This is a genomic window from Aquimarina macrocephali (genome assembly GCF_051627225.1).
GTDB classification, from domain to species: Bacteria; Bacteroidota; Bacteroidia; order Flavobacteriales; family Flavobacteriaceae; genus Aquimarina; species Aquimarina macrocephali.
Map to the genome: position 1 here is coordinate 771,303 of NZ_CP151795.1, position 25,979 is coordinate 797,281.

Below are 25,979 nucleotides of genomic sequence, written 5' to 3' on the forward strand. Positions count from 1 at the left end.
ATTAATTAAAATTAAAAATATTTAGTTAAATAGAATTAGCTAAGTTCAGGTCCAAAAGTTCAATTCTCTGAATTCCCGTACTAACCATCGTCGATATGTTATAGTACTATAAGTCTATCCAAGAAAATAGATTCAGGCAACTATCCCAACAAAATTTGCGTCTATACTAATAGAGCTATTTAGCTTGATAAAAACAATGAATCTAAAAAAACCAATGAAATATTTCTTCAAAGTATTATTAATTCTTCTTCTAACTTCATGTAGTTCAAAAAATAAAGATAAAACCAAGCAACATCATATGTCTGATTTTCAGAAAGCACTCGCTGCATATCCGTCAATTGATAGTATCTCTAAACATCAGGTTTTAACCTTAGGAGTGTTTCATTTTGACAGATCAAGAGATGGTAGCGATGTGGTTGCCAATGAGCATATTGATATCTCAACAGATAGCAATCAAAAGGAGTTGGATAGCTTGATCAATTTATTAGAGCAATTTAACCCCGGAAAAATAGCTGTAGAATGGCGTACATCTAATCAAGAATGGATGGACTCACTGTATACCGAATATCAAAAAGGAAATTACAAACTAGGTAAACATGAAACATTTCAACTAGGTTTTAAATTAGCCAAAGCCCTTGGTCATAGTAGAGTATATTGCATAGATAACAACCCTCCGTTCCCCGAATACATAAACGCCATTGATGACTGGGGAGTATATGCAGATAGCCTTGGGCATCTGGAATTATGGAAAGCTTATGATGCTGAAAATAAAAGGTACAATACATTTATGGACACCATACAAAGACATCTCAATGTATACGATTATATAAAACTGATCAACTCGAAACAGCACTCAAAAAGGTCAAAGCAACTTTGGACAACTGGACTTGTAAATGTTGATCATGGAGGTAACTACTTAGGAGCAGACGCTGTTGGCAGATGGTATAGAAGAAACGTACGACTATTCGCTAATTCGAAAAACTTAGTATCAAAAAATGAAAATTTACTCATCATATATGGAGGGGCTCATAAGTGGATTCTGGATGAACTATTTGAATCAGCACCGGATTTTCGAGTAATGACATTTAATGATTTGACAAAGCACTAACATTTACGTGACGAGTTATCAGGTTTGATTCCTAAAATAGCATTGAATTGTTTGACTTCGCGTTTATGAAATTGAAAGAATTTACGTAGAAAAAAAACGAATCTCTGATTGGGTTGTTTCATGTGTATATAATTTTGGATATACCTTATTAGTAGTACTACATATCAAAATATCACACTTTTTAGAAGAAATTTTTGAGATGAATACATGTATGGGTTAAGTTTTTAAAATAAACACAAACATGTATATGCATATTGGTACATATATTGTGGTTACTTTTTAATATGAAAAATATAGCAACCCTAACGCTTTTTGTTCTCTTAATAAATACATTTTGTTACGGACAAAACCCATATAAGTATTCTAAGCCAAAAGACCTTGATGACGGATGGAAAACAGCCCATCTAAGTTTACAGAATGTCGACACCACAAAAATCTATCAATTATTCGAACAAATACATAATGGCAAAAATAGGTTACACAGTGTTTTGTTAGTGAAAAATGATCAAATCATTATCGAAGAATATTTTAACGACCATTTTTCAAATAAGCAACACGACCTTCGTTCTACAACAAAAAGCATAAGGTCAATTTTATTGGGAATTGCAATTGATAAAGGATTTATTGATAGCATAGACGATCCTATATCAAAGTATCTCAAAAACCCGGTGCCAACCAAAAATCTAGACAAGAGAAAAGATAAAATAACAATCAGGCATCTATTAACAATGTCACCTGGATTTGATTGTAACGATTGGGATAAGAAATCAAAAGGGCAAGAGGATAAAGTTTATAAAAAAAGGGATTGGCTTCAATATACGCTTAATTTACCAATGGTTAATGAACCAGGAGCTGTCTCAAATTATTGCTCGATGGGCGTAGTGTTACTAGTCGAAATAATAAGTCAAGCTTCGAAAATGACAATCGACAAATTTTCTGAGCAATACCTATTCAATCCATTAGGTATTACCAATATAAGTTGGGGGCATACTTCAGACAAAAAGGTGATCCCATCGGGAAAAAGGTTGTATATGACCTCACGTGACATGGCTAAAATCGGGCAATTGATCCTCAATAATGGAAAATGGAATGATAAACAAATTGTTTCTGAAAAATGGATTGAAGAATCAACCACGCCAAAAACAAAAATTACTGGAATTGATTACGGTTATTTGTGGTGGAACATTCCGTTCAAAATAAACGAAAAAGTGATAATTTCTAAAACAGCAACTGGAAACGGAGGACAATATATCATGATTTTTCCTAAATTGAATATGGTAGCTGTATTTACAGGAGGTGCATACAACTCACAAGAAGACAAATTTCCTTTTGCTATAATGAAAAACATCTTCCTGCCAACATTCATAAACGAAAAATAACAACAAGTACAATCCCATAAATTATTTCAAAAACTGAAAGACACGACAAATCAATATCTTTACTAGATCAAAACGTTTTGTTAGTTGAGACGTTATACTACAGTTTGCTCCCAATATGAAACACATCTATAACATGATCAAACACTAAACATGGTATCTCAAAAAAAACTTCTAATTTCAATATTAATAATATCTTCTATAATTGTACAGGCTCAAGAAGGAATTTGGATTAATGAATACGCTATTAATCCCCAAACTAATAAAAAGAGTAATGAATTTTCGAATAGACTAATGTTTAAAATTGAAAAAGATTCCATATTCTCATTTGATCCGGGAAAAGAAGAATGGAAAGGAACTTTTGATAATGGATATCATTATCTTAAAAACAAAAACATACTTTCAATTCCATCTATTGGAATCAAATTTGAATTCCCCAATAAGCATCAGATAATTCTTCGAAATAAAGATGAAGTTTTATATTTCAGGAAAGTTGAGTCAAAAAAAATAGCTTTAAAAAAATTTAGGAAACTAATTCTAAAAAACATATTTATAAGCGATTTAGGATATCAGGAAAAAGACACCATTTCTTTTTATGAAACCCCTCATTCACCTAAATATAGTTTTAACAACATAGGCATTCGCTTTATGGAATTAGATAATTCATATCTTTTGTTTGCTGATTTCAAAGGTGCAGGTGTTTATGAAATAAATGATATTAGAAAAAACTCTTTTTCATTAAATGTGAATTCAAAAAAAGGAGTTCAAAAAATTGAGTTTAACGTTTTGAAGGTAAACAATCTCGATACATTTATCTTAAAAGAAGAAACATTAATAATAGAAAAATAGACACAATGCACTTGGTAATACAGTCTTAATGTAAAGAACACACCTATTGTGGCTGTGCATAGGTATTAAGGTTAAATCTATTGAAACAAACGACTAGATGATAAAAAAGAATCATATCCATAATAAAAACATCCTTACTGTTTTTATACATATAGGCTTTTGGTGCCTTGTGTTTTTATGGCCTCTTTTATCGTTAGATGAAATTTCTAACACACAATATATTATCAATAGAAATTGGCTATCTACATGCAGCCTTTTGATTGTTTTCTACATCAATTATTTTCTATTGGTGGATCAGTACTTTTTTAAAAATAAAAAAACACTCTTTTATATCATTAACTTCTTACTAATTATTATACTCTTTTTTTTGATAAAGAGCTTCTTAGAATTAAACCTCTTTAACCCTACAGAAAATGGCATTAGGCTAAGAGAAGTTAGAAGCGGTACCACCTCATCTCTACAACTCATTTTACCAATGATATTAAGTGTTGGAATGTGCGCTGGTTTAAAAATTAATAAAAAATGGATTAATGATCAATTGGTATTACAGGATGTAAAACAAGCGCAATTAAATTCTGAAATTAAATATTTAAGATATCAGATTCAACCTCATTTCTTATTCAATACTCTAAACAATGTGTATTCATTAATTGATAGTTCCCCAAAAATAGCCAAGACATCCATTCACAGTTTAGGTAAAATGATGCGCTATTTACTACACGATACTGCAACGAACAAAGTACCTTTGGTAAAAGAAATTGATTTTTTAGAGCATTATATTGATCTAATGCAATTAAGAGTGTCTTCGAATTTAAGAGTAGAAAAAAGTTTTCCTATCATTAACCAACCCATACAGATAGCTCCACTCCTGCTCATTTCTTTTATCGAAAATGCCTTTAAACATGGTATCGATGCAGTACAGCCTAGTCATATAAAAGTTGAGCTAACTATCGAAAATCATAATACGATACACTACAGCGTGATCAACTCTTCTTTTCCGCAAATTGAAAACGTAACGGATTCTGGGATTGGACTCGAAAATTTAAAAAAGAGACTCGAATTATTATATCCTAGTAAATTTGAGTTGATAACAGAAGAAAAAGACAACCTATATATCGCTAAATTAATACTTAACTTTAAAGAATGATGATTAGATGTTTATTGATCGATGATGAGCCTTTAGCGCTTAACCTATTAGAAAGTTATGTAGAAGCTACACCATTTTTAACACTGGTCGCAAAATGTCATAGTGCTATTGCTGCAATTGAAATAATGGATCAAAAAGACATTGATTTGATTTTTACAGACATTCAAATGCCTAATTTATCGGGGATGGAATTCTCTAAAATGATTGCCAACAATGGATCAAAAATCATTTTCACTACTGCTTTTGAAGAGTTTGCATTAGAAAGCTATAAGGTTAACGCCATCGATTATCTGGTAAAACCAATTAATTACCCAGAGTTTGTTACCGCAGCCAATAAGGCAAAACAGCAGATTTTAAATACAACAGCACATCCAGAAACAACAAATTATAATGATGATTACATTTTTGTAAAGTCTGATTATAAATTGATCAAAATAGATTTAAAAGATCTTATTTATATCGAAGGTCTAAAAGACTATGTAAAGTACTACACCATCTGTTCAGAAAAGCCTATTCTATCTTTAAAAAGCATGAAATCCTTAGAAGAAGAGTTATCTGGTAAACATTTTATGCGAGTTCATCGTTCTTATATTGTGAACTTAAAAAAAATAACAACCATAGAACGTAATCGCATTGTATTTGGCGAAAAATACATTCCTGTTTCAGAAAAGCATAAAGAAAACTTTCAAAAGTTTATAGACTCTGATTTTTCATAATGAATTAATATTCTTTTTAAATAGACAAAATCCTTTAAAACGTCTATTAAATCCTCTTGTATATCTATTTTGTTTGAATCCATACTTGTTTTGATTCAATTTTGAAGTATTAATCATTAAGGTTAATGCCTAAACAAAATACGTAATGAAAGGAATACAAATACTCTCAAAATCACTTTATCATTTTGAATCACGAATAAAGAAAACACCTTCGGTGCTTAAAATATGTATCTGTATTGTATGTGTATCACTAAATATACATGCGCAAGAGTTAAATAAAAAAATTGATGGCGTGATGCAGAAATATGTAGAACTAGACCTGTTTTCTGGCACCGTACTACTTGCCAAAGAAGGCAAAGTTCTCTATGCAAAAGCCTTTGGAGATGCAAATAAAAGCTACCAAATAAAAAACAATATAGATACTAAATTTAATATTTGTTCTATGGGTAAAATGTTTACGGGAGTCTCTATTTTACAACTCGAAGAACGAGGAAAATTAAAACTCAATGATCCAGTTAGTAAGCATCTAATAGACTTTCCGCTAGGAGATAAAATTACAATTCACCATTTACTTTCACATACCTCTGGTGTAGGCAATTACATGAGACATCCTGTGTATCGGTCTAAAAGAAGTGAAATGCGTACGATAAACGACCTGTTACCATTTATTTATGAGCAAAAATTAGATTTTAAAGTACCGGGTGAACGATTTTCATATTCTAACTCCGGGATGATTCTCCTGGGAGCCATTATCGAAAAAATTACAGGGCAATCCTATTCTGATTATATTACTAAAAACATTTTTTCTCCTGCTAAGATGAATGACACACAGATGAAATTCTGGGATGATGTGGTTAAGAATCGTTCAATCGGATATATGAAGTCACTTTCTGGTAAATACCAAAACAATGTCTATAAAAGTAGTGCTCCGCAATCAGATGGCGGAATCCTATCCACAGTAGGTGATATGTTAAAATTTGACCAAGCGCTTTACAGTTCTATTTTAATTAATGAGGCATCAAAACAAAAACTGTTTACTGCAGTCATGCCAAAGGTAACGTATGGTTTAGCTTTTCAGGTAGAAGATAGACATAAGAATAAAGTGGTTGGTCATAGTGGCGGCGCACCAGGTTTTTCCTCCTACTTTTCAAGATACTTGAAAGATAAATATACCATAATTGCACTATCAAATTATGATATGATTTCGAAAAATGTCGTGCATTATATAGAAGATATTCTATATAAAGTAGAGTATAAACTACCAAGACCCAGGCTTAATCAATTTATTTATAATAACATGAATAAAATTAGTGCCTTAGGATCATTAGAAAAAATGGCTGATTTTATTGGGACCTACTATACCATTCGTTCTCCTCAGCATCTAAATATGATTGCATATGAATTTATTCATGAAGATGAAAAAGATTTTGCAATTGAATTATTTAAACTTAATGTACACTTATTTCCAAATGTTGCTAATGGTTATGATAGTCTGGGAGAAGCCTATGAAAAAAACAAACAATATGATTTAGCACTCAAAAATTATGAGAAAGCCGTTGAAGTTGCGAAAAAGAATGCTGATCTATCATTAAATTCTTTTACTCAAACACTACAGCGGTTTAAGAAAGAATATCATAAATAAGCAAAAGAGAGTGTTTTACGTATTCAAAAAATTGTAACCTCCTATACACTGGTAATACCAAAATGCTATAAATAGTAATCAAAATATCATATCATAGTTTGCAAAACCTTATTTTTGACATGAGCCCACCTATACCAGGTGGGTTTTTAAAAAAATATAAACAAATATATCTGTACTAGTGTATATATTATTGTTTCCCATGTATTGATGAAACTAATAGATGTTATAACAAATATTGATGAAGTTAATGAAGAATCAGTTCTTTATGTGAAAAGAATTGATGGGCTGTTTTCTTTAAAATCTAAAACTATAATACTACAGTTAACTGAAGAAGAGTTAGAATGGAAAACTTTTGAAGTCACTGAAAAAAAATGCCCTGGATATGAGTATTTTCTAGAGGTGTTTTTAGTTAATGAAATTATCGAAGATCTAGAAAAAAATGAATCAATAGAGGTTAAATGTAAAAGATTAATTCATTACGCAGAATTCGATGCATAAAGGAAGATTGATGTTCTGGAAAAGAAAGAAAAACAAACCAACAGAATTTAAATGCTCTGAATGCGGACAAGTACATTCAGAATGGCCAGCATTGACTTTTAATTCACCAGCGAATTACCATACTCTTTCAGACAATGAAAAATTGGAAATTGGAAAATTGGAAACAGATTTTTGCGAAATTCATTATAAAGACCAAATTGATAGATTTATTAGAGTTACGCTTACTCAAAAAATAAATGAAGCGTGCGAAACCCTAGAATACGGACTTTGGGTTTCGTTAAGTGAAAAAAGTTATTCGGATTATAAAGAAAATTTCAATAATCCAAATCACGAAACTGGATATTTTGGTTGGTTATGCAACGACATTGCTGAGTATGGAAATACATCTTCAATCCCATGTGATGTAATTACAAAAATTGGAAATGACCGGCCCGAAATTTTTCCTCACCAAGATTTTGATCATCCATTTGTAAAAGATTATTATAACGGAATTTCAAAAAGTGAGGCTGAAAATCGGATAAACGAAATAACAAAAAACGTTGGGTAGTACTACATATGTGATCATTACTGATTTGCAATAAATCAATTGGTTCTTGTATTTTTGCAATGGCGTAACAATTTTAATCTGAAAAATGTATAAAATCTATACAGAAGTGCCAAAGATCTAGTAACCATTTGCAAGGCTACGACACATATATTAAAAGTCGTACATCATTAATGCAATACGAAATGAATGAATTCTATAAACAAATTGAATCTCGATTAAACAGGTTGGGTTTACCTTCTAAATTGAAACAAGAAACGTTATCTACTTTACCCAATAGGTTAAAAGAAATTCACCTACATAAAGTTTTTGGAACTGATTTGTTAGCAGTGCCTGCAGAACTAATAATTGAAGGTGATGATGAAGAATATGAGAAACCATTTTCTTTTCTTGACCTAGATGAGGGATTAGAAAATTTTGAAAATGAATTTAGACCAGAAATACCTAATAATTTTATTCCCTTTGGATATCTATATGGAGCTTCTGAAATAGTTTTGTATAACAATACAAACGACTCTGTTCATATTTTTCATGTCTCTGATATTGTAGACAGTGATTGGATTAAATACAAATTAGACAATTCAGTTTGTTCATTTGAAAAATTTATAAAAGAAATTAAACCTCAGACTGTGACTTGTCTGATTAACCCAAATGATTATTCGGAAGCAGTATTAATTGAAATAAGAGCTGACAAAATTTACTGTGATTATGAATTAGAAGAATTTAACACAAGCACATTGGATGACTACTATATTCGTTGTAAATCCCTTATTGAAAAGGGATTGGAAATACATTATGCTCCTAAAAAAGTAAAACTAGAATTTGAAAAATAACGAACGTATAACAATTACTATAGGTAATATGAAGCTTGGAGTTTAATCTATAGTATAAAACATATTGTTAACGATCTATACTATAGTGTCAATACAGAAATATGAAATTATCACAAGAACAATTAGATATTGTATTGAAGTCCTGGGGAAATTGCCATAGCTGGATTCAAGAAGACTCTGTTTTTATACCAGAAGTACGGTATATTGACAAAGAAGGGACGGTAAAGATTGCTGCAATCGATAAAGATGAGAGAGATGCATTAATCGACTTTGTTGATGCTCTGGATACAAAAGTAGAATTCGCAGTATTAAACAATGGTGGTTTAATCAATATAGACAACCAGCAAAAAAAATGTCTGATCAGTAAAATTTATTATAAAGGTGCTATTGACTCGGTAAAAATTCTATTGGCCGATCATGAATACAACTTTTCTAATGATACCTATGACAATGCTATTAGTTATAGTCTGACTGAAGCAAACAAAAAAATTCATTACCTGTTTGATTCTTTTATTAGTAATAGTAGAATAATAATCCCTCCAGCAGAATCACAAATGGATAGCATTATAAAGCTAATTAACAATGCTAAAACTGATAAGGATTGGGAGGATTTTAAAAATGTACTCAAAAATGTTGATATTAATTATATCGACCACAGAGGAGAAACTATTTTACACAAAATATTAAAAAGAGATTATGCCCCTGTATCGGTTATCAGGTATATGCTAAGTATAGGCGCAAACCCTAATATTGAGGATACTCCATATAAGACCACACCTATTTATTATACCGATAACCCAGAAATTCATAAACTTTTGGTTAAAAGCAATATAGATATTAACCATACAGATTTTTATGATTGGACTGCAGCTCAATACAAATTTTCTGATAAAGAAATTTTAAAAATTCATTTAAAAGCCGGGTTGGATACATCTCTTAAAAACAAATCTGGCAGATCTATCATCTTTGATGTTATTCAAAAAGGAGAACCTAATCAACTAGAGATTCTTAAATTATTAAAAAGTTTTGGTTGCGATTTCAAACAACAAGATGATTTTGGGTTAACTCCATTACATCTAGCAATTCAGCTTTTTAACCATGAAGTAATCGATTTTCTGCTAGGTATTAAAGATCTAATCAATATAAAAACAACCAGACAATACGAATTTTTGATCAGAGATACAGATACCTCTGTTATTTTAAATAAAAATAGTACCGCAAAGGATTTAGTGGTAACTATTAAAAATTGGTATGATAACCATAAGGATGATTTAGATACCGACAGGGTAAATCGAATAAAAGAGAATATTCATATATCATACAGACTAGTTTTTGACCAGGTACCTCTTGCTAAAATAAGAAAAGAGCTGCAAGAAGAAAAAAGAGGGCTTCAACATAAAACTCAAAAAAAGGACAATCAAGTCAATCTTTATTCTCTTTTAGAAAAATATGAAGAAGGCAAACCTCTAATCAAAAAAATAAAATTTCACGGTACAGCATCTATCTTATTATTTTTGGTAGCTATAATAGGAATACCTATACTTATTATTAGTCTTTTTATAAATATTTCGGTAGCGATAGGAATAGCAATATTTTCTATTTTATGTTATTCACTGGCCAAATTATCAAACAAAATATTAAATAACAAAAAGAACAAAGCCATTGAGTTGATTAACACCAAACGAAAAGCGGAACATGACAAAACGATCACTACTTCATTATAACAAATATGACAAAGCCACAAAAAAATATATTTTACTAATCATACTACATAATTATAATCTATCATGTTAACATTTCACTTTGCTACAATACTACTTCTAGCATTTTAATTAATCATCATAGTAATGGACGATAAAAACAATCCTAACCAACAACAGCCCAACAATCCTTTGCATGGGGTAAAATTAATAAACATACTAGAGGTATTGGTAGCGCATTATGGATGGGAACAATTAGCAATGAAAATTAATATCAATTGTTTTAAAAAGGACCCTTCGATTAAATCTAGCCTTAAATTTTTAAGAAAAACACAATGGGCAAGAGATAAGGTTGAACAACTTTATCTTGAGTTACATAAAAAAAATAATTGATACTCCCTATCCTTTTAAATGTAACATCAAAAAACGCTATAAATACCTATCAAAAACATCACATCCTATTTTGTAAAACCTTATTTTTGATATACGCTCATGTTTACCCGATGAGAGTTTAAAAATAAATACAAACGAGTATATATCTACTCGTGCAGATCCCGTGATTACAAGCATCAAATCGAACCCTATGAAAACAATGATAACTCTTCTTTTTATATTGATTGTTGGCTCCTCTATCCATGCCCAAAAATCTTCATATGTTCTGGTAAATGATAGAACAGAAAATCAAAGTGTTATTGAATTTTTAGAAGGATTAATGGATAAAAAAGAAAGTATTGAAGAACTTGATTTATCCCACGGAAAACTAGATAGTATTCCAAAAATTATCCGAAAATTTAAAAACTTAAAAGTATTAAGATTATATGGTAATAATTTATCCTATATAACAAAAGAAATATGCCAGCTCACCAACTTAGAGCGTCTGGATTTAAGGTTAAATATGCTTGAAAAATTACCCAAATCCATAGAATGTCTAAAACAATTAAAAGACTTAGACTTACAAGAGAATTTATTAACCGAATTACCTGAATCGATTGGAAATTTATCCAGCTTAACCGATTTGTCTCTACAAAACAATCCGATAAGAAAATTACCAAATTCAATAGGAAATCTTAAACAATTAAAAAAAATAGTTTTAAGAAATAACGCAATCAAAGAGCTTCCTGATTCTTTTATCGACTTAGAAAATTTAGAAATTCTTTTTATCGTAAATAACCCTTTAGAACGACTTCCTGATTCAATAGGAAATATTAAAACATTACAAAGTATCTCTATCTATGACAACAAAATTTCGAGTTTACCTGGATCCATGGAGAATTTAACCAGATTAAGATATTTAGATATTCACGGAAATAAAATTAATCCTGCGGACATAGAAAACCTGGAAATAAAATTAAAATATTGTGAAATTGAAAAGTAATCTTTTGCACATGAGTATATACTTATAGCATTTGTAACAATTTCAAAAGATTAATACATCATGAGAGAGTATGCAAAAAGAAACCCTGTTACTTTCTTCTTCATTCTAACGTTTGTTATCTCATGGAGTGGAATTTTGATTGTAGCAAGCCAAACTGGGATTCCAGCTACCTCAAAACAATTCGATAAATTGCTTCCGGTTGCAATGATTCCATATTTATTTGGTCCCAGTATCGCTGGTTTCATTTTACTCGGGATAACTAAAGGTAAAAAAGGATTCAAAGATCTACTTAAAAAATTAATGAAGTGGCACCTAGGAACTAGATTATACCTCATAGCGATATTGACTATACCCATTCTTTCAATTATTTCTCTCTTTATTTTAAATCTATTTTCAGAAGTATACACTCCAGATATTATCACAACCGATGATAAGACAACCTTAATTCTAAGTGGATTAATTTATGGAATAGTTGGGGGAGGCATTCTAGAAGAATTGGGGTGGTCAGGGTTTGCTATGCCTAAACTAAGAGAACACTATGGAGTATTAAAGACAGGGTTGATTATTGGAGTATTTTGGGGAGCTTGGCATTTCCTCCCAGTTATTTGGGGATCTGGTGACAGTTCTGGTAATTTAGTCCTATCTAAATTTCTACCTGGTTTTTTCTTTCATTACGCTGGCTTAATTCCCATTAGAATTTTGATTGTTTGGATTTATGACAAATCAAATAGTTTAATTCTACCAATTATTATGCATGCAACAGGTACAGCTTCTACATTTTTTATCTTTAATATCTCCGAAGTTGGAATACCTCTCTTTATTTATTATTTTTTACTTGCTATCATGCTTTGGTTATTCATTGTATTGACCCGATACAAATTTGGATTGTAATTGGAATCTAATAATACTCTCAATAAAAAAACAAATTCACAAAATATTAGCAATTTTTGGGTTGTAGCACTCTAAAAATAGTAAGACATTTGAATACACATTTCCTAAATGAAAAGAGTATGAAAATTGAAAATTGTACAATAGATGATATCGATGAAATATACAGATTATATCGAATAGCTTCGGCGTATCAAAAATCAAAAGAAGGAGTTATTGTTTGGCCAGAATTTGAGCGAAAACTTGTAGAAGACAGTATTTCAGAAAACAGGCAATTGAAACTCTCCATTGATAACAAAATTGCTTGTGTATGGACCATTACGTTTAGTGATGAGCAAATTTGGGAAGAAAAAAATGGCGATGCCGCTATCTATATTCATCGTATCGCAACTAATCCTGATTTTAGAGGTCAAAATTTTGTAGCAACTATTGTAAAATGGTCAAAAGAATATGCCCAAAAAAGTAATAAGGATTATATACGATTAGACACCCTTGGCAATAATGTAAAACTTATCGAACATTATAAAAAGGCTGGGTTTGACTTTTTAGGATTCTTTGATTTAAAAAATACCGAAGGATTACCTGATCATTATGGTAAAGCTCCTGCCAGTCTATTCGAAATAAAACTTAATTAGTAACCTAAAGAAGAAAAAAAACTCATCTATTTCACTGAAAACAGGGAACTAAAAAAGAGAAATGCAATCTATATTTGAGACAAAATAATAGTAATTCTACCTGATACATGAGTGACTTAAAAAATTTAATTATAGAAGAGATTAAAGAGTATGAATGGGACAAAATCGATGGTGTTATAAAATCGATTATCCCTAATATTATTTTCTCGGTCGATGAGAACAAATCTACTCAAAGTTTGTTAAATTCAAGATTTGGAGGAAAACCTGCAGCTCCTTCTGGTTTTAAGTGGCCTGTACAATCTTTAGGGCAAAAGGCTCCACTTGCTTTCTTTTTTCAGCTTAATTTTGAAGAAATAAAACCATTTGACGTAGAGAATATATTTCCCAAAAAAGGGATTCTTTTATGTTTTGCTTCTGTAACAGATGATATTATGTGGGAAGACGATTTGGAAGATGCTTTTAAAATCTATTTCTTTCCAGATACAGAAAATCTTGAGCTTGTTGATATTCCAAACAACATCCCGGATGATCAAAAACTAGCTACAAGAACGATAACTTTCAAAAATAGTTTTCAACTTCCTCGTTACCCTTTTAATTTTGCTTTACTAGAAGACGGTCATATTTCTGAAGATGATGCTGACGGAATTGATCAGGTTTCAGGAGATATGATGAGCGAAGCTATCAATATCCAAATGCAAACAAAAATGGCTCTTGAATCTGGTTTAAAACCACCAACTCCAAAAAATGATTTACACACCCTTTTTAGTCACAATATATTGTTAGGTGTTCCTTTTTCTGTTCAACATTATATTGCTGAAGAATGGGCCGAAAGACATCATGAAGATGATGATATGAGTCAAAATTACGTCAACCTAATTTCCTTTGAAATGAAAGGTCATGAAGGATATGGGTTTAGTTCAAACGGTGCTCATCTTTACCTTTGCATAGATAAAGAAGATCTAAAAAATAACGACTTTAGCAATGTTATTGCCTTAGTTCAGAACACATAAATCCTTATCTTTATTTCCTATTATACATAGTCAAAAATTGTTAATAAACACAAGAGGTTTTAGCATGTAAACAGGGATTAAACAATCACTACTTCATAATAATATATCGAAGAAATAAAATTATCTTAGTAACGCTATATACAATTAGGGTAACATAAGACTAAAAATGATGAACTTAGAAGAAAATAAAAAGAATGCAATAGCATTCTACAAAACTGCCTATACCGGAAATCCAAAAAAAGCGGTAGAACTCTATGTTGGTGATCAATATATTCAACACAATCCAGATGTTGAAGACGGTACTCAGGGATTTATTGATTACTTCGAAAAAATGCAAGTCGAGTACCCCGAGAAATCAATTGAATTTGTACGTTGTATTGCCGAAGGAAATCTGGTATCACTTCATACACACCAGACCTGGCCTGGAAATGACGAATATATAACCATGGATTTTTTTAGATTTGATGAAAAAGGAAAAATTATGGAGCATTGGGACGCTATCCAGCAAATCCCTGAAAAACGAGCAAATAAGAACACCATGTATTAATTAAAAACTACGGCTACTCTATAAAATTTTATACCAAATACCACAATTCTAAATTATAAAAGCACTGTAACAATTTCATGTTCCTTTCATCTTTACACAAACGTATCTTGATTAAGTAGTACAACACAAAGTTATCTTAATAACGATGTACGTTTGTTAGTAACAATTATGAAACATCAACTTATGAAACAATTTTCAAACAGTCTTTTACTATTATTAGTACTTGTAGTCGTATTTAGTTGTAATCCCAATAAAAGTAGCCCTGCCCTTAACGAGCTTGAGAAAGCAGAAAACACATTAAAAAATTATGATTCATTAACGCAATCAAAAATTATGATTGTAGGGACATTACATTTTGGCAAAGACATTCTCGAACCCAAAAATCAAGAGAATATTACAAAATTGGTCAAAGCTATATCCATATACAATCCTACAAAAGTAGTATTAGAATGGGAGCCTTCTGCATTATCTGTAGCAAACAAAGAGTATCAATCTTTTGTAGCTGATACATTTAATATTTCAAATAAGAGGAATGAAGTTTATCAATTAGGATTTCGCATTGCTAAGGAAATGAAACATGATAGCATATACTTTTTTGATAACCAAACCGAATTTATAGGGTCTTTAGAAAATTTTTCCTTTGATTCATTTAGTGAGTATGCTAAGAAAAATGATGAAGGTTTTTACAATAGATATGAAAAGCACCTAACCAAGATTTTTAATCAAAATCAAAAGACATACAACGATCATAATCTATATGATCGTATTGCGCTTATGAACTCTCCAACGGCTCAAAAATTTAATGCGCAACGTATGCATATGTATGAAATAAGAGTAGGAATCCAAAAAAACTGGATCGGCCCCGATTGGTTAGGCCGATGGTATCAAAGAAATATTAGAATGGCAGGCAACATTCTAAAAATGAAACAAACAGGGGATAGAATACTTGTCATTGTTGGTAGTAATCATAAATGGACATTAGACATGTTATTTGAAAACATTCCGGATTTTGAAGTGGTTTCAAGCTGGGAATATCTAAAGAATAATCAATAACAAAGTTACCCATAATCAATAACGAGTTTGACTTTAATCCAAAAAAAAGAACTCAACTATATCTGCAATAGAATAAAAGGTATATAAAACAGTAGTGTCATAAAATTTTCTACAGATGTGATGAACATACCTCCTATCCTGCTAATACATATACAAAAAATATGGATTATAAACGACATATTATCTACCGGTGCTGATCACGATAGATTTTTCTATCTTAGTCTCAATATAACATATCGTCGTGAATAGTTATCTAAAAATTAGAACCAGATCGACAACATAAAAAGAACATAATACCCGATGAAAAAAGGAATTATAATTCTCGGTAGTTCAAATAGTAATGGAGATACATATAAAGCAGCTTCATTCGTTAGTCAACAAATGAACTATTCTATACTAGATTTAAAAACAAAAAATATATCTGAATTTGATTACGAATTCAAAAATAGAAATGATGATTTTCATCCTTTAATTAATGAAATCGTAAGTCAATATGACCTCATTATTTTTGCAACTCCCGTGTATTGGTATACAATGAGTGGAATTTTGAAAACTTTTTTAGATAGAATTTCAGATTGTTTAAAAATAGAAAAAGATGTAGGTAGAAAACTAAGAGGAATGGAAATGGCAGTACTAAGTTGTGGTTCGGATAAACAACTAAAAGATGGATTTCATATGCCATTTGTAGAAACATCAAAGTATCTGGGGATGAACTATATTGGAGATGTACATTGCTGGATCGAAAACAATAACCTTCCTGACTTGGTAGAAACAAAATTAAGCGATTTTATAAATCAAATACAGTAATGGATATTCAACCCTATCTAGAACGAATAAAGTATACGAAAGACATAAGTGCTACTGAAAAAGTTCTTTTCGAACTTCAGCAAGCTCATTTAAAAAGTGTTCCTTTCGAGAATTTAGACATTCATTATAATAGAGAAATCACTCTCGACATTGATGCTATTTACAATAAAATAGTAGTTCAAAAAAGAGGAGGGTTTTGCTATGAACTAAATGGGTTATTCTATCATTTATTAAAAAAAATTGGGTTTGATGTAAAAATGATTTCAGGTAGAGTTTATAGCAAATCAAAGGATTATGGAAAAGAATATGATCATTTAGCAATAATAGCTTCTATCCGTAACAATGATTATCTGGTAGATGTAGGGTTTGGTAAATTTTCATACACTCCGTTACTGATTAAAACCGGGGTTAAGTTATCAGATGATTTTGGTTATTTTAAGTTCGATAAATTTAATGATGATTATTTAAGAGTAAATGAAATAGTAAATGAGGTATCAACTCCACAGTATATTTTTAAAACTATAGGTCGAAATTTTAATGAATTTCAAGAGATGTGTACTTTTCATCAAACAAGTAAGGATTCTCATTTTACACAAAAAAAAGTAATTTCTATGGTAACCGATACCGGAAGAATTACTCTAAATGACAAGCAATGCAAAATTACCAAAGGAACAGATTCTGAAATAATAGAGTTTACAGAAGAAATAAAATTTAATGAGCTTCTAAAAGAGTATTTTGATATCGAAATAAAGAAGCATACAAATATCAAATCATAATATCATACTACACATAAATGGCAACTACATTTCCCATAATAGAAACAGAACGATTACTGTTAAGACAGTTTACAAATGATGATTTAGAGAATGTATATCTTGGCCTTTCAAATCCTGATGTAATCAAATACTATGGTGTTAGTTTTAATAGTCTTGAAGCTACCAAAGAACAAATGACATGGTTTGCAGAATTAGAAAAAAATGAAACCGGGATATGGTGGGCCGTCTGCTCAAAGGATGGTAACACTTTCTATGGTGCAGGAGGACTTAATGCTATAGAAAAAGAAAACAAAAAAGCAGAAATCGGGTTCTGGCTTCTTCCTGAGTATTGGGGAAAAGGAATCATGAAAGAAGTAATGCCACTCATTTGTAAATTTGGATTCGAAAACCTAGGATTACATAGAATTGAAGGATTTGTAGATGCAGAGAATACGAACTGCAAAAATGGATTGGCTAAATTCGATTTCAAATATGAAGGGACTATGGTCGACAGTGAAATCAAAGACGGAAAACATATTAGCGTAGCTATTTATGCTATGTTAAATAAGTAAAAGGATAAAAACAAAAAGTGACGTATAACAACGCCTAATTAACAACAAATACATATCATGCCTAATATAAATAACTTTACTCTTATCGGTGCCGGAATTATGAGTGCCACTTTGGGCGTACTCATAAAAGAATTAATTCCTAATGCCCAGATAAACATCTACGAACGATTAGACAAAGTAGGCGCCGAAAGTTCTGATGCATGGAATAACGCAGGTACCGGGCATTCTGCCTTTTGTGAATTGAATTATACTCCCGAGCGAGAAAACGGAGCAATAGACATCTCTAAAGCACTAAGAATTAGTGCTAATTTTGAAGTTTCAAAACAGTTATGGGCATATTTGCTAGAAAAAGGTTCTATACAAACAGAAAGTCCATTTATTAATGATATTGATCATATGAGCTTTTTGTGGGGTGATCAAAACATTGCATTTCTAAAAAAGAGACATGAAGCATTGACTCAATACGACATGTTTAAGAACATGAAATATGCAGAAGATCATAAAGAAATCACTGAATGGATTCCCCTGATTATGACTGGTCGTGACCCTAAACAGAAGGTTGCTGCTACAAGAATGCCTATTGGCACAGATGTAAACTTTGGTGCTATTACACGCGGAATGATAAAATATCTCGAAACCTGTGATGGCGTAAACCTGCATCTTGGTCATGAAGTAGAAGATCTTAGAATGCAAGACAATGGTAATTGGCAAATTGATGTAACAGATTTACAAAGCTCAGAAGAAAAAACGGTTACTACTCAATTTGTTTTTGTTGGTGCTGGTGGCGGATCACTATTACTTCTAGAAAAATCAGATATCCCAGAAGAACGTGGATATGGTGGTTTTCCTGTGAGTGGTCAGTTCTTGCGTTGCAACAATCCAGATGTTATCGTTAAACACGAAGCTAAAGTCTATGGCAAAGCCGAAACCGGATCCCCACCAATGTCTGTACCTCATCTCGACACCAGAATGTTAGATGGAGAACGTTCATTATTATTTGGGCCTTATGCTGGTTTCTCTACCAAGTTTTTAAAGAATGGCACATATATGGATCTCCCACTATCTATAGAGGCACATAACATTTGGCCCATGTTAGCTGCAGGAATTCACAATTTGTCATTAACAAAATATCTAATCGAACAAGTATATCAGTCCCCAGAAGAACGATTTGCTACATTACAAAAATACTATCCCGAAGCTAAGTTTGAAGATTGGGAGTTAATCACTGCCGGGCAAAGAGTACAGATTATTAAAAAAGACAAAGAAGAAGGTGGAGTCCTTAAATTTGGAACCGAAATTGTTACCAACCAGAAAAAGACAATGGCAGTATTACTAGGTGCCTCACCTGGAGCCTCTACCTCTGTTTCTATAATGTTAGATGTTCTGTCAGAATGTTTCCCAGAAGAAATGAAATCAAAATCATGGGGCGATATCTTAAAACAAATGATTCCTAGTTTTGGTAAATCTTTAATTGAAGATGGTAAATTATGCCTTCAAACCAGAAATAGAACAACAGAGATATTAAAGTTACAATCGTCTAGACAAACTCCAACCTAGATCACTAAACTGTAAAAAAGAAAGTACATACTTTATACCAACCCTATTGTAATGTGATTTGTTTCTTAAATTATACACATATTCTACCTGAGGTACACAATTAAGACAAAATAAACTTTTATTAAGTATGAATTTTGAAATATTAGATTTTTTGATTTTAATAGGAGTAACTCAAGGATTCATCTTTGCGATCATAATTTTATTCTCCAGATTCTTTAAAAACAAAGCAAATTTATATCTGGGAATAAGTCTTTTACTTGGGGTTTTTATCAATATTCAATACTGGGCCTTACATTATGATTGGTATAAAGAACACCAAAGCTTTAGAATACTAGAAGATATTGAATTAGTATTGGTTTTTCCGGTAACTTTATATTTTTATTACTTAAAATTATTAAATCCATCATTAAAGCTTAGAAATAAACAATGGGTATTATTTGTTCCCTTTATTATATCAATAGGACTAAACTTGTATATTGGCGGGCAGTTTTATTTTGATTTATATCCTATTCATAATAAAGCATGGATACCACATTTTTATACGATAGAATATTATTTTTCAATCCTATTTAATCTAGCATTACTTGTAGTAGAATTTCGTTTGTTACTTAAAAATACGATCAAATATCAACCAGATATCGGCTATGATCTAAAATGGATACGTTTATTTTATACTTTTCATGTTTTACTCATCTTTTTTTGGATTATAACTAATGTAGTAGACTACTATTATAACAATGATTATTCTATTATTATATGGCTATTGCTTAATATTCTTTTTTATTGGATTGGTTATCAAGGTATATACAAGTTTACTTTGGCCAAAAACAGATTCGAAATAAGAGAGATAAACAAAAAGAAAGCAAATGAAAAACAGAAAGATATTATAAAATTTAAAGAAGGAGAAGACAACCCATATTTTAAAAAATTCATACAACTTTTAGAAACTGAAAAATTATATAGAAATCAACAATTGAGTAGAGATGATATTGCAGCCAGGTTAAATATAAGCATTGGTTACCTTTCTCAAATAATTAATAGTGTTACTCAAAAGAACTTTTCTGATTATCTAAATTTATATAGAGTGAAAGAAGCTAAAATCATGATTTTGAACCCTGAATTTGATAACTATGATATGGTTGCAATAGGACTTGAAGCTGGTTTTAATTCTAAATCTGCATTTTATAAATATTTCAAGAAAGAAACCGGTCATACACCAACTACATTTAAAAAAATATACAAAGAACAGATGTAATAATAAAAAGAGTCCATAATTGTTCAATTCTAACTTTTGGAGACTTCTAACTTTTAAAACCAAGCTAATTTTGCTCAAAACAAAAAAAGAAAATTATGAGCAAAAAATTAATTGTATTCGCTTTAATAGGGTTAAGTATTACTTTTTCATGCAGTACTGATGATGATATCGTCGGCACAATTAATGAAACCTTTATTATCGGTCAATGGCAATTATCCAGTTCTACTAAAAATGGAACTAATGTTGATTTAGATACCTGCGACCTTATGGAGACTTATGTATTTAACAATTCAAATAAAGTAAGTATTACTCTTCATACTTCTAATACAGAAAATATATGTGAAGAAGATTCTAAAACAACTTATGATTATACTGTTACTGGTGCTAATCTTACAATTAGCAATAATAGTGTTTTTGTAGTTTCGACCCCAGAAAACGCCACACTTATTCTCACATCCAAAAGTTCATCAGATACTTTTATAAATACATATAAGAGGAAATAATCAAAAATATAGTGTGTTAAAAATGTTCAGATTTGATATGATATTAGATCTGGACATTTCTATATCATATTCCCTGAACATATAGCAAAGAAACCTTTTATTACATTCGGCATAATGAAGATTTAACAATATCCACAACAACAAAACCTAGGGTCAGTACGTTAAGATATTCACACACGATCATGTTAAAGAACTCATGAATATATTACCTAAGTACGGGCTATTGCAGTTTAGAAATGCAGCGAGAATATATAGTAAGTCTATTACTGAAAGTCTGCAACTCTTTAAGGAAGAAACAAAATTCCTTAAAACCTCTCTGTTTTTTTCTTATAAACACGATGAGCTTGAAGAACTTGACAGTGCAATTAATTTTTTAAAAGGGTTTGGTGTACTTATCTATGCAGATTACTTATTGTTAGATCAGAGTACTCCAGAAAAACCAAGTAAAATAACCGACAAACAGATCCAAGAAAGGACAGAAGAAAAAATAAAGGATAATAGGAAATTTATTTTCCTGGCAACAGAAAATGCCATTATTTCTAAACGCTGTAAGTGGGAATTACGATATGCCAATACACAAAAAACCAAAGATCATATCGCTATTTTTCCTATACGAGAGGATTATACAGATTATGGAGGATCCGAATACCTGCAAAAATTCCATTACATTCAAAAAAGTGAAACAAATCCAGAAGGATATGATGTTAAATCTCCTAATGGAGATGTCATAGAACTAAGTGCCTGGTTAGCATCGTAGTTAGCTATCTATAACCTTAAACAGTAGCATGTCGTAGTTAAACATTTGTTATTCAAAACTTTGTATTTCTCATCAAATTTATACGCTACCGATGAGTTTGATCATTTTTTTTATTCTTCAAATATTTTTTACTTTTTTTTCAATATCTTCATAGTAAATCATAAAAAACTAAAAATTTACTGATTATCCGCATTTTTCATTAAAAAAAAGTGAACTCCAATTGGGGGGTAATGCCCAATAACACGTCTTATATAATAGGCACCATAGTCAATACAAGTAACAATTAATGTAGTGCCCACGCTTAACCAATTTCTATTAGTTGTAGGTATACTTACCTATTTATAGTATATCTCTTTGGTATAAATCTTAGTAAAAACACGAAAATGCTTCTAAATAAACCATTTAGTATACATATACTGCATGTTTCATTAACCTCTATGTTAATAAGACACCTTGATATTCTGCATATTCGATTACTCTTTATACCAAAGATGGTTTTCCTTTTTATTTCAGAATTTCATAGGATTTCACCTACTCTATATCCTCCCCAAAATATTCAAAATTATAATTCACTAACTAAAATGTAGTATCATTTTAATTCATGTCTAATCAAATCACAATTGTATGAGAAAACAACTCTTAATTTTAATGTGTGCAGTACTGCTATCGAGTATTGGCTATAGCCAAACTACAATAACAGGGACTGTACGGGACATATCAGGTCCCTTACCCGGGGCAACAATTCTAGTACAGGGAACTAGGACTGGAACGACGACAGATTTTGACGGTAAGTATACTATCGAAGCAAGTACTGATCAAACATTAGTCTTTTCGTATTTGGGATATGTCACGCGAGAAATACCGATTGCTAATCAAACCGCAATCGATGTTATCTTACAGGAAGATGCAGAAGCCTTAGGCGAAGTTATTGTAACCTCTTTAGGGTTTGTAGAAAAAAGAGATAAACTATCTTCTACTTATTCTAAAATCGATGCAGATAAACTAGTACAACCTGTAGAAAATAAGATTATTGATGGTATAGCCGGTAAAGCTGCTGGTGTAAGTATCAATGCCACCTCTGGAGATCCCGGAGCTGGTTCTAATATTCAAATCAGGGGAACAAGTTCTCTGGGAGGCTCTAGTCAACCTCTAATTATTGTAGATGGAGTACCCTTAAACAATGATACAATAGAAGGTTCTGGTAGTGGAGATACTTCTGCCGGAGTGTCACAGCAATCCAGACTTAATGACCTTAATCCCGATGATATTGAATCTTTTCAGGTATTTAAAGGAGCTTCTGCCGGAGCATTGTATGGAACAAGAGCGCTTAACGGAGTAATTGTAATTACCACCAAAAAAGGTAAAAAAGGTAAAATGAGAATTACCTTTTCTTCTGGTGTTTCTATTGATGAAGTCTCTTACAAACATCCATTACAACAATCTTTTGGGCAAGGTACCAATGGTAATTATAGCCCAACATCTGCTTTCTCCTGGGGAGATAGAATCACAGACAGAAGTGGAGCTCAAGACGATGTAGATACTACCGGTGAGTTTTTTGAATCTTTGGTATCCAATAATACTATTTATCCAATTACTCAAAAAAATAGAAGAGAACAATATGTCGATAGTAATTTTGATAAAGTATTTGGTACCGGGATCACACTCGATAACCGTTTCACCTTAAGTACAGGAAATGAAAAAGGAACCTATTTCTTAAGTGGAGGCCATGTAGATCAAGACGGAACGATTAAAAATAGTTTTTATAAAAAAACTAATTTCACCTTATCTACTTCTCAAAACTTTACAGATAGGCTTACTGCTAATATCAAAGGAAATTACATTCATACCAGTTCTAACAGAATTCAGCAAGGTTCTAATACTGCGGGATTATACCTGGGATTACTGCGTACTTCACCAGATTTTGATATCACAGATTATAAAGGAGATTATAATAATGGCTCTGGGACTATTGTACAATCACGTCATCGTTCTTACCGAAGATATCTTGGAAATAGTGACAACGCAATTTATAATAATCCCCTTTGGACAATCAATGAACAAGGAAGTACTGCCAAAGTAAATCGTTTTATTGGTACAGCAGAATTAAAATATCAATGGAACGATAATATCAATTCTATCCTTAGAGGAGGTGCAGATTTTTATTCTGATAACAGGGTATATTTCTTCCCATACTATACTGCAAGTTCTGCTCGAAGGTTTGGTTTACTTAATGACGAAACCATAAATAATGAAGAATATACGATGGATATACTAACATCTTTTAGATATGCATTAACCGAACAACTAAACACCAATGTAATAGTAGGATATGGTATCAACGACAGGAGAAGAAAACGACATTTCATTGAAGCAGATAATTTTATTGCCAATTTCAGAAAACCGTTGGATCCTGTAGAAATCTCGGCAAAAGAAAATATCTCCTCAGAGATTACCAGAACCTCGAGAAGAAATATCCGCTTCTATGGTACTGCTAATTTTGATTATGCCAATCAATTGTTTTTAACTCTCGGAGGAGCTTATGAAAAACATTCTGTACTCCCTAAAAGTGACAATGCATTCTTTTATCCGAGTGCAGAATTAGGATGGACTTTTAGTCGTTTGATCAATGGTTTTGATCCTTTATCCTTCGGTAAACTCAGGCTCGCTTTTGGTCAGGTAGGTAATGTTCCTCTGGCGCATAGAGAGGAGACTGTTTTTGAAGTAGGATCTTTTTCTACTTTTTCTGATGCGATAGCACTGGAAGATTTTGGAGGAGGATTTCAATTCGATGAACGCCTTGGGAATCCAAATTTAAAACCAGAAATCAAAACAGAATACGAGGTTGGATTAGATTTTCGTTTCTTCACCAATAAGCTTTCACTATCGACTACCTATTACAAAAACGAAACTAAAGATGTATTACTGAATATAGCAATACCTCCAACATTAGGGTTTTCTGAGATCTATGGAAATGGAGCTACGATAGAAAATGAAGGATTTGAAGTCGAATTGAAATATGATTTTATAAAAAACAGAGATTGGAAAGCTAGTGCTGCAATAAATTTTAGCACCAATAAAAATCTGGTTTCTAAGATTGAAGGAGGAGGAGTTGTTAGCTTTACCCCAGGTAGTTCTATCCAATCTGTAGCCATAGAAGGAGAACCATTAGGAGTTTTGTATACACAGGGAGCCCAACGTAATGCTGATGGAAGCCTGGTATTAGATGCCAATGGTTTTCCAATAGTAGATACTGGTGGTAATAAAGTGGTAGGAGATCCTAATCCAGATTGGTTAGGAGGTTTACAATTAAGTGTATCTTATAAAGATATATCGATATCAGCATTGTTTGATACCAGTCAAGGTAATGATATGGCTCAAAGAACCCGTTTCATTACTTCATACTTCGGGACCCACGGAGATGTAGGAAATACCATTACTCTAAATGAAGATCTGGTGAATTTTAATGGAGATGTTGTCCCGGCAGGTACAAGCGTAAGAGCTAATATAGGTAACTTCGGAAATGGAAATGTATTGCTAGATGAGAGTTATTATAGAAACCTATATGGTTTTGGAGATGGTAAATTAAATGAATTTGCTGTTGGTGATGCTAGCTGGACAAGGTTTAGAGAACTTTCATTATCCTACCAACTTAATTCTCAAGGGCTACAAAAAACAACAGGATTAAGCTCTATTGAATTTACAGCCTCTGGAAGAAACCTGGTCATCTGGACCGATGTAGTTGGTATAGATCCTGATGTAAATCAATTTGGGGTCGGTAGAGGAAAAGGACTGGATTATTTCTCGAATCCAGGAGTGAGAACCTATGCTTTTAGTATTAAGTTTAATTATTAA

The 25,979-nt window shown here is 31.6% G+C and carries 25 protein-coding genes; all 25 read left to right on the forward strand.

Translation table 11 applies throughout. The features are described from left to right. Window positions 1–196: 196 nt before the first annotated feature. The 25 genes from AAFU52_RS03495 to AAFU52_RS03615 all read left to right on the forward strand — a co-directional run bounded on the left by AAFU52_RS03495 (window position 197) and on the right by AAFU52_RS03615 (window position 25,979). Window positions 197–1,108 (forward strand): DUF5694 domain-containing protein, encoded by a 912-nt coding sequence (locus AAFU52_RS03495; protein WP_438425463.1) that lies wholly within the window; start codon window positions 197–199, stop codon window positions 1,106–1,108. 284 nt (window positions 1,109–1,392) lie between these two features. After that, window positions 1,393–2,487: a serine hydrolase domain-containing protein gene (locus tag AAFU52_RS03500; protein WP_438425465.1), complete on the forward strand. Its 1,095-nt coding sequence runs from the start codon at window positions 1,393–1,395 to the stop codon at window positions 2,485–2,487. A gap of 150 nt (window positions 2,488–2,637) precedes the next feature. After that, complete coding sequence (locus AAFU52_RS03505; protein WP_024771858.1) at window positions 2,638–3,333, forward strand: hypothetical protein; 696 nt, start codon at window positions 2,638–2,640, stop codon at window positions 3,331–3,333. Between the two features lie 367 nt (window positions 3,334–3,700). Next, a complete protein-coding gene (locus AAFU52_RS03510; RefSeq protein WP_161635317.1) occupies window positions 3,701–4,480 on the forward strand; it encodes a sensor histidine kinase in 780 nt (259 codons plus the stop codon). Next, window positions 4,477–5,196: a LytR/AlgR family response regulator transcription factor gene (locus tag AAFU52_RS03515; protein WP_438425466.1), complete on the forward strand. Its 720-nt coding sequence runs from the start codon at window positions 4,477–4,479 to the stop codon at window positions 5,194–5,196. Before AAFU52_RS03510 ends, AAFU52_RS03515 begins: the two co-directional genes overlap by 4 nt. Before the next feature lie 145 nt (window positions 5,197–5,341). Next, window positions 5,342–6,838: a serine hydrolase gene (locus tag AAFU52_RS03520; protein WP_438425469.1), complete on the forward strand. Its 1,497-nt coding sequence runs from the start codon at window positions 5,342–5,344 to the stop codon at window positions 6,836–6,838. A gap of 207 nt (window positions 6,839–7,045) precedes the next feature. Further along, window positions 7,046–7,336, forward strand: coding sequence for a hypothetical protein (locus AAFU52_RS03525; RefSeq protein WP_438425472.1), 291 nt, complete (start codon window positions 7,046–7,048; stop codon window positions 7,334–7,336). Then, window positions 7,329–7,883 (forward strand): DUF2199 domain-containing protein, encoded by a 555-nt coding sequence (locus AAFU52_RS03530; RefSeq protein ID WP_438425474.1) that lies wholly within the window; start codon window positions 7,329–7,331, stop codon window positions 7,881–7,883. Before AAFU52_RS03525 ends, AAFU52_RS03530 begins: the two co-directional genes overlap by 8 nt. A 170-nt stretch (window positions 7,884–8,053) precedes the next feature. Continuing rightward, window positions 8,054–8,713 (forward strand): hypothetical protein, encoded by a 660-nt coding sequence (locus AAFU52_RS03535; RefSeq protein ID WP_438425476.1) that lies wholly within the window; start codon window positions 8,054–8,056, stop codon window positions 8,711–8,713. Between the two features lie 101 nt (window positions 8,714–8,814). Further along, complete coding sequence (locus AAFU52_RS03540; RefSeq protein WP_438425478.1) at window positions 8,815–10,437, forward strand: ankyrin repeat domain-containing protein; 1,623 nt, start codon at window positions 8,815–8,817, stop codon at window positions 10,435–10,437. Between the two features lie 123 nt (window positions 10,438–10,560). Continuing rightward, complete coding sequence (locus AAFU52_RS03545) at window positions 10,561–10,806, forward strand: VF530 family DNA-binding protein (RefSeq protein WP_438425480.1); 246 nt, start codon at window positions 10,561–10,563, stop codon at window positions 10,804–10,806. A gap of 190 nt (window positions 10,807–10,996) precedes the next feature. Beyond that, window positions 10,997–11,788 carry a leucine-rich repeat domain-containing protein gene (locus AAFU52_RS03550; protein ID WP_024771850.1) on the forward strand — a complete coding sequence of 264 codons (792 nt, stop codon included), beginning with the start codon at window positions 10,997–10,999 and terminating at the stop codon, window positions 11,786–11,788. Window positions 11,789–11,848: 60 nt separating this feature from the next. Beyond that, a complete protein-coding gene (locus tag AAFU52_RS03555; protein ID WP_438425482.1) occupies window positions 11,849–12,679 on the forward strand; it encodes a CPBP family intramembrane glutamic endopeptidase in 831 nt (276 codons plus the stop codon). A gap of 119 nt (window positions 12,680–12,798) precedes the next feature. Next, entirely contained in the window at window positions 12,799–13,311 is a 513-nt protein-coding gene (locus tag AAFU52_RS03560; RefSeq protein ID WP_024771848.1) for a GNAT family N-acetyltransferase, read from the forward strand. Between the two features lie 107 nt (window positions 13,312–13,418). Next, a complete protein-coding gene (locus AAFU52_RS03565; RefSeq protein ID WP_438425486.1) occupies window positions 13,419–14,321 on the forward strand; it encodes a DUF1963 domain-containing protein in 903 nt (300 codons plus the stop codon). 169 nt (window positions 14,322–14,490) lie between these two features. Continuing rightward, window positions 14,491–14,868, forward strand: coding sequence for a nuclear transport factor 2 family protein (locus AAFU52_RS03570; RefSeq protein ID WP_024771846.1), 378 nt, complete (start codon window positions 14,491–14,493; stop codon window positions 14,866–14,868). Window positions 14,869–15,051: 183 nt separating this feature from the next. Continuing rightward, window positions 15,052–15,921 carry a DUF5694 domain-containing protein gene (locus tag AAFU52_RS03575; RefSeq protein WP_438425489.1) on the forward strand — a complete coding sequence of 290 codons (870 nt, stop codon included), beginning with the start codon at window positions 15,052–15,054 and terminating at the stop codon, window positions 15,919–15,921. A gap of 300 nt (window positions 15,922–16,221) precedes the next feature. Then, entirely contained in the window at window positions 16,222–16,728 is a 507-nt protein-coding gene (locus AAFU52_RS03580; RefSeq protein WP_024771844.1) for a flavodoxin family protein, read from the forward strand. Beyond that, complete coding sequence (locus AAFU52_RS03585; RefSeq protein ID WP_438425491.1) at window positions 16,728–17,504, forward strand: arylamine N-acetyltransferase family protein; 777 nt, start codon at window positions 16,728–16,730, stop codon at window positions 17,502–17,504. Before AAFU52_RS03580 ends, AAFU52_RS03585 begins: the two co-directional genes overlap by 1 nt. Before the next feature lie 17 nt (window positions 17,505–17,521). Then, window positions 17,522–18,055 carry a GNAT family N-acetyltransferase gene (locus AAFU52_RS03590; RefSeq protein WP_024771842.1) on the forward strand — a complete coding sequence of 178 codons (534 nt, stop codon included), beginning with the start codon at window positions 17,522–17,524 and terminating at the stop codon, window positions 18,053–18,055. Window positions 18,056–18,112: 57 nt separating this feature from the next. Next, the gene (mqo, locus tag AAFU52_RS03595; protein WP_438425493.1) at window positions 18,113–19,612 is read left to right on the forward strand and encodes a malate dehydrogenase (quinone); all 1,500 of its coding nucleotides are present in this window, start codon (window positions 18,113–18,115) and stop codon (window positions 19,610–19,612) included. A gap of 127 nt (window positions 19,613–19,739) precedes the next feature. Beyond that, complete coding sequence (locus AAFU52_RS03600; protein ID WP_438425495.1) at window positions 19,740–20,867, forward strand: helix-turn-helix domain-containing protein; 1,128 nt, start codon at window positions 19,740–19,742, stop codon at window positions 20,865–20,867. A gap of 95 nt (window positions 20,868–20,962) precedes the next feature. Beyond that, entirely contained in the window at window positions 20,963–21,370 is a 408-nt protein-coding gene (locus AAFU52_RS03605; RefSeq protein ID WP_438425496.1) for a lipocalin family protein, read from the forward strand. A 196-nt stretch (window positions 21,371–21,566) separates the two neighbouring features. Beyond that, window positions 21,567–22,127, forward strand: a complete 561-nt coding sequence (locus AAFU52_RS03610; protein ID WP_024771838.1) for a TIR domain-containing protein — start codon at window positions 21,567–21,569, stop codon at window positions 22,125–22,127. Window positions 22,128–22,751: 624 nt separating this feature from the next. Continuing rightward, a complete protein-coding gene (locus tag AAFU52_RS03615) occupies window positions 22,752–25,979 on the forward strand; it encodes a SusC/RagA family TonB-linked outer membrane protein (protein ID WP_438425497.1) in 3,228 nt (1,075 codons plus the stop codon).

Coding starts and splice junctions, on each gene's coding strand:
- AAFU52_RS03615 (WP_438425497.1), top strand. CDS start 22,752: ATGAGAAAACAACTCTTAATTTTAATGTGTGCAGTACTGCTATCGAGT.
- AAFU52_RS03605 (WP_438425496.1), top strand. CDS start 20,963: ATGAGCAAAAAATTAATTGTATTCGCTTTAATAGGGTTAAGTATTACT.
- AAFU52_RS03565 (WP_438425486.1), top strand. CDS start 13,419: ATGAGTGACTTAAAAAATTTAATTATAGAAGAGATTAAAGAGTATGAA.
- AAFU52_RS03590 (WP_024771842.1), top strand. CDS start 17,522: ATGGCAACTACATTTCCCATAATAGAAACAGAACGATTACTGTTAAGA.
- AAFU52_RS03570 (WP_024771846.1), top strand. CDS start 14,491: ATGAACTTAGAAGAAAATAAAAAGAATGCAATAGCATTCTACAAAACT.
- mqo (WP_438425493.1), top strand. CDS start 18,113: ATGCCTAATATAAATAACTTTACTCTTATCGGTGCCGGAATTATGAGT.
- AAFU52_RS03540 (WP_438425478.1), top strand. CDS start 8,815: ATGAAATTATCACAAGAACAATTAGATATTGTATTGAAGTCCTGGGGA.
- AAFU52_RS03520 (WP_438425469.1), top strand. CDS start 5,342: ATGAAAGGAATACAAATACTCTCAAAATCACTTTATCATTTTGAATCA.
- AAFU52_RS03580 (WP_024771844.1), top strand. CDS start 16,222: ATGAAAAAAGGAATTATAATTCTCGGTAGTTCAAATAGTAATGGAGAT.
- AAFU52_RS03555 (WP_438425482.1), top strand. CDS start 11,849: ATGAGAGAGTATGCAAAAAGAAACCCTGTTACTTTCTTCTTCATTCTA.
- AAFU52_RS03495 (WP_438425463.1), top strand. CDS start 197: ATGAATCTAAAAAAACCAATGAAATATTTCTTCAAAGTATTATTAATT.
- AAFU52_RS03525 (WP_438425472.1), top strand. CDS start 7,046: ATGAAACTAATAGATGTTATAACAAATATTGATGAAGTTAATGAAGAA.
- AAFU52_RS03530 (WP_438425474.1), top strand. CDS start 7,329: ATGCATAAAGGAAGATTGATGTTCTGGAAAAGAAAGAAAAACAAACCA.
- AAFU52_RS03505 (WP_024771858.1), top strand. CDS start 2,638: ATGGTATCTCAAAAAAAACTTCTAATTTCAATATTAATAATATCTTCT.
- AAFU52_RS03515 (WP_438425466.1), top strand. CDS start 4,477: ATGATGATTAGATGTTTATTGATCGATGATGAGCCTTTAGCGCTTAAC.
- AAFU52_RS03560 (WP_024771848.1), top strand. CDS start 12,799: ATGAAAATTGAAAATTGTACAATAGATGATATCGATGAAATATACAGA.
- AAFU52_RS03535 (WP_438425476.1), top strand. CDS start 8,054: ATGCAATACGAAATGAATGAATTCTATAAACAAATTGAATCTCGATTA.
- AAFU52_RS03500 (WP_438425465.1), top strand. CDS start 1,393: ATGAAAAATATAGCAACCCTAACGCTTTTTGTTCTCTTAATAAATACA.
- AAFU52_RS03600 (WP_438425495.1), top strand. CDS start 19,740: ATGAATTTTGAAATATTAGATTTTTTGATTTTAATAGGAGTAACTCAA.
- AAFU52_RS03610 (WP_024771838.1), top strand. CDS start 21,567: ATGAATATATTACCTAAGTACGGGCTATTGCAGTTTAGAAATGCAGCG.
- AAFU52_RS03585 (WP_438425491.1), top strand. CDS start 16,728: ATGGATATTCAACCCTATCTAGAACGAATAAAGTATACGAAAGACATA.
- AAFU52_RS03575 (WP_438425489.1), top strand. CDS start 15,052: ATGAAACAATTTTCAAACAGTCTTTTACTATTATTAGTACTTGTAGTC.
- AAFU52_RS03550 (WP_024771850.1), top strand. CDS start 10,997: ATGAAAACAATGATAACTCTTCTTTTTATATTGATTGTTGGCTCCTCT.
- AAFU52_RS03545 (WP_438425480.1), top strand. CDS start 10,561: ATGGACGATAAAAACAATCCTAACCAACAACAGCCCAACAATCCTTTG.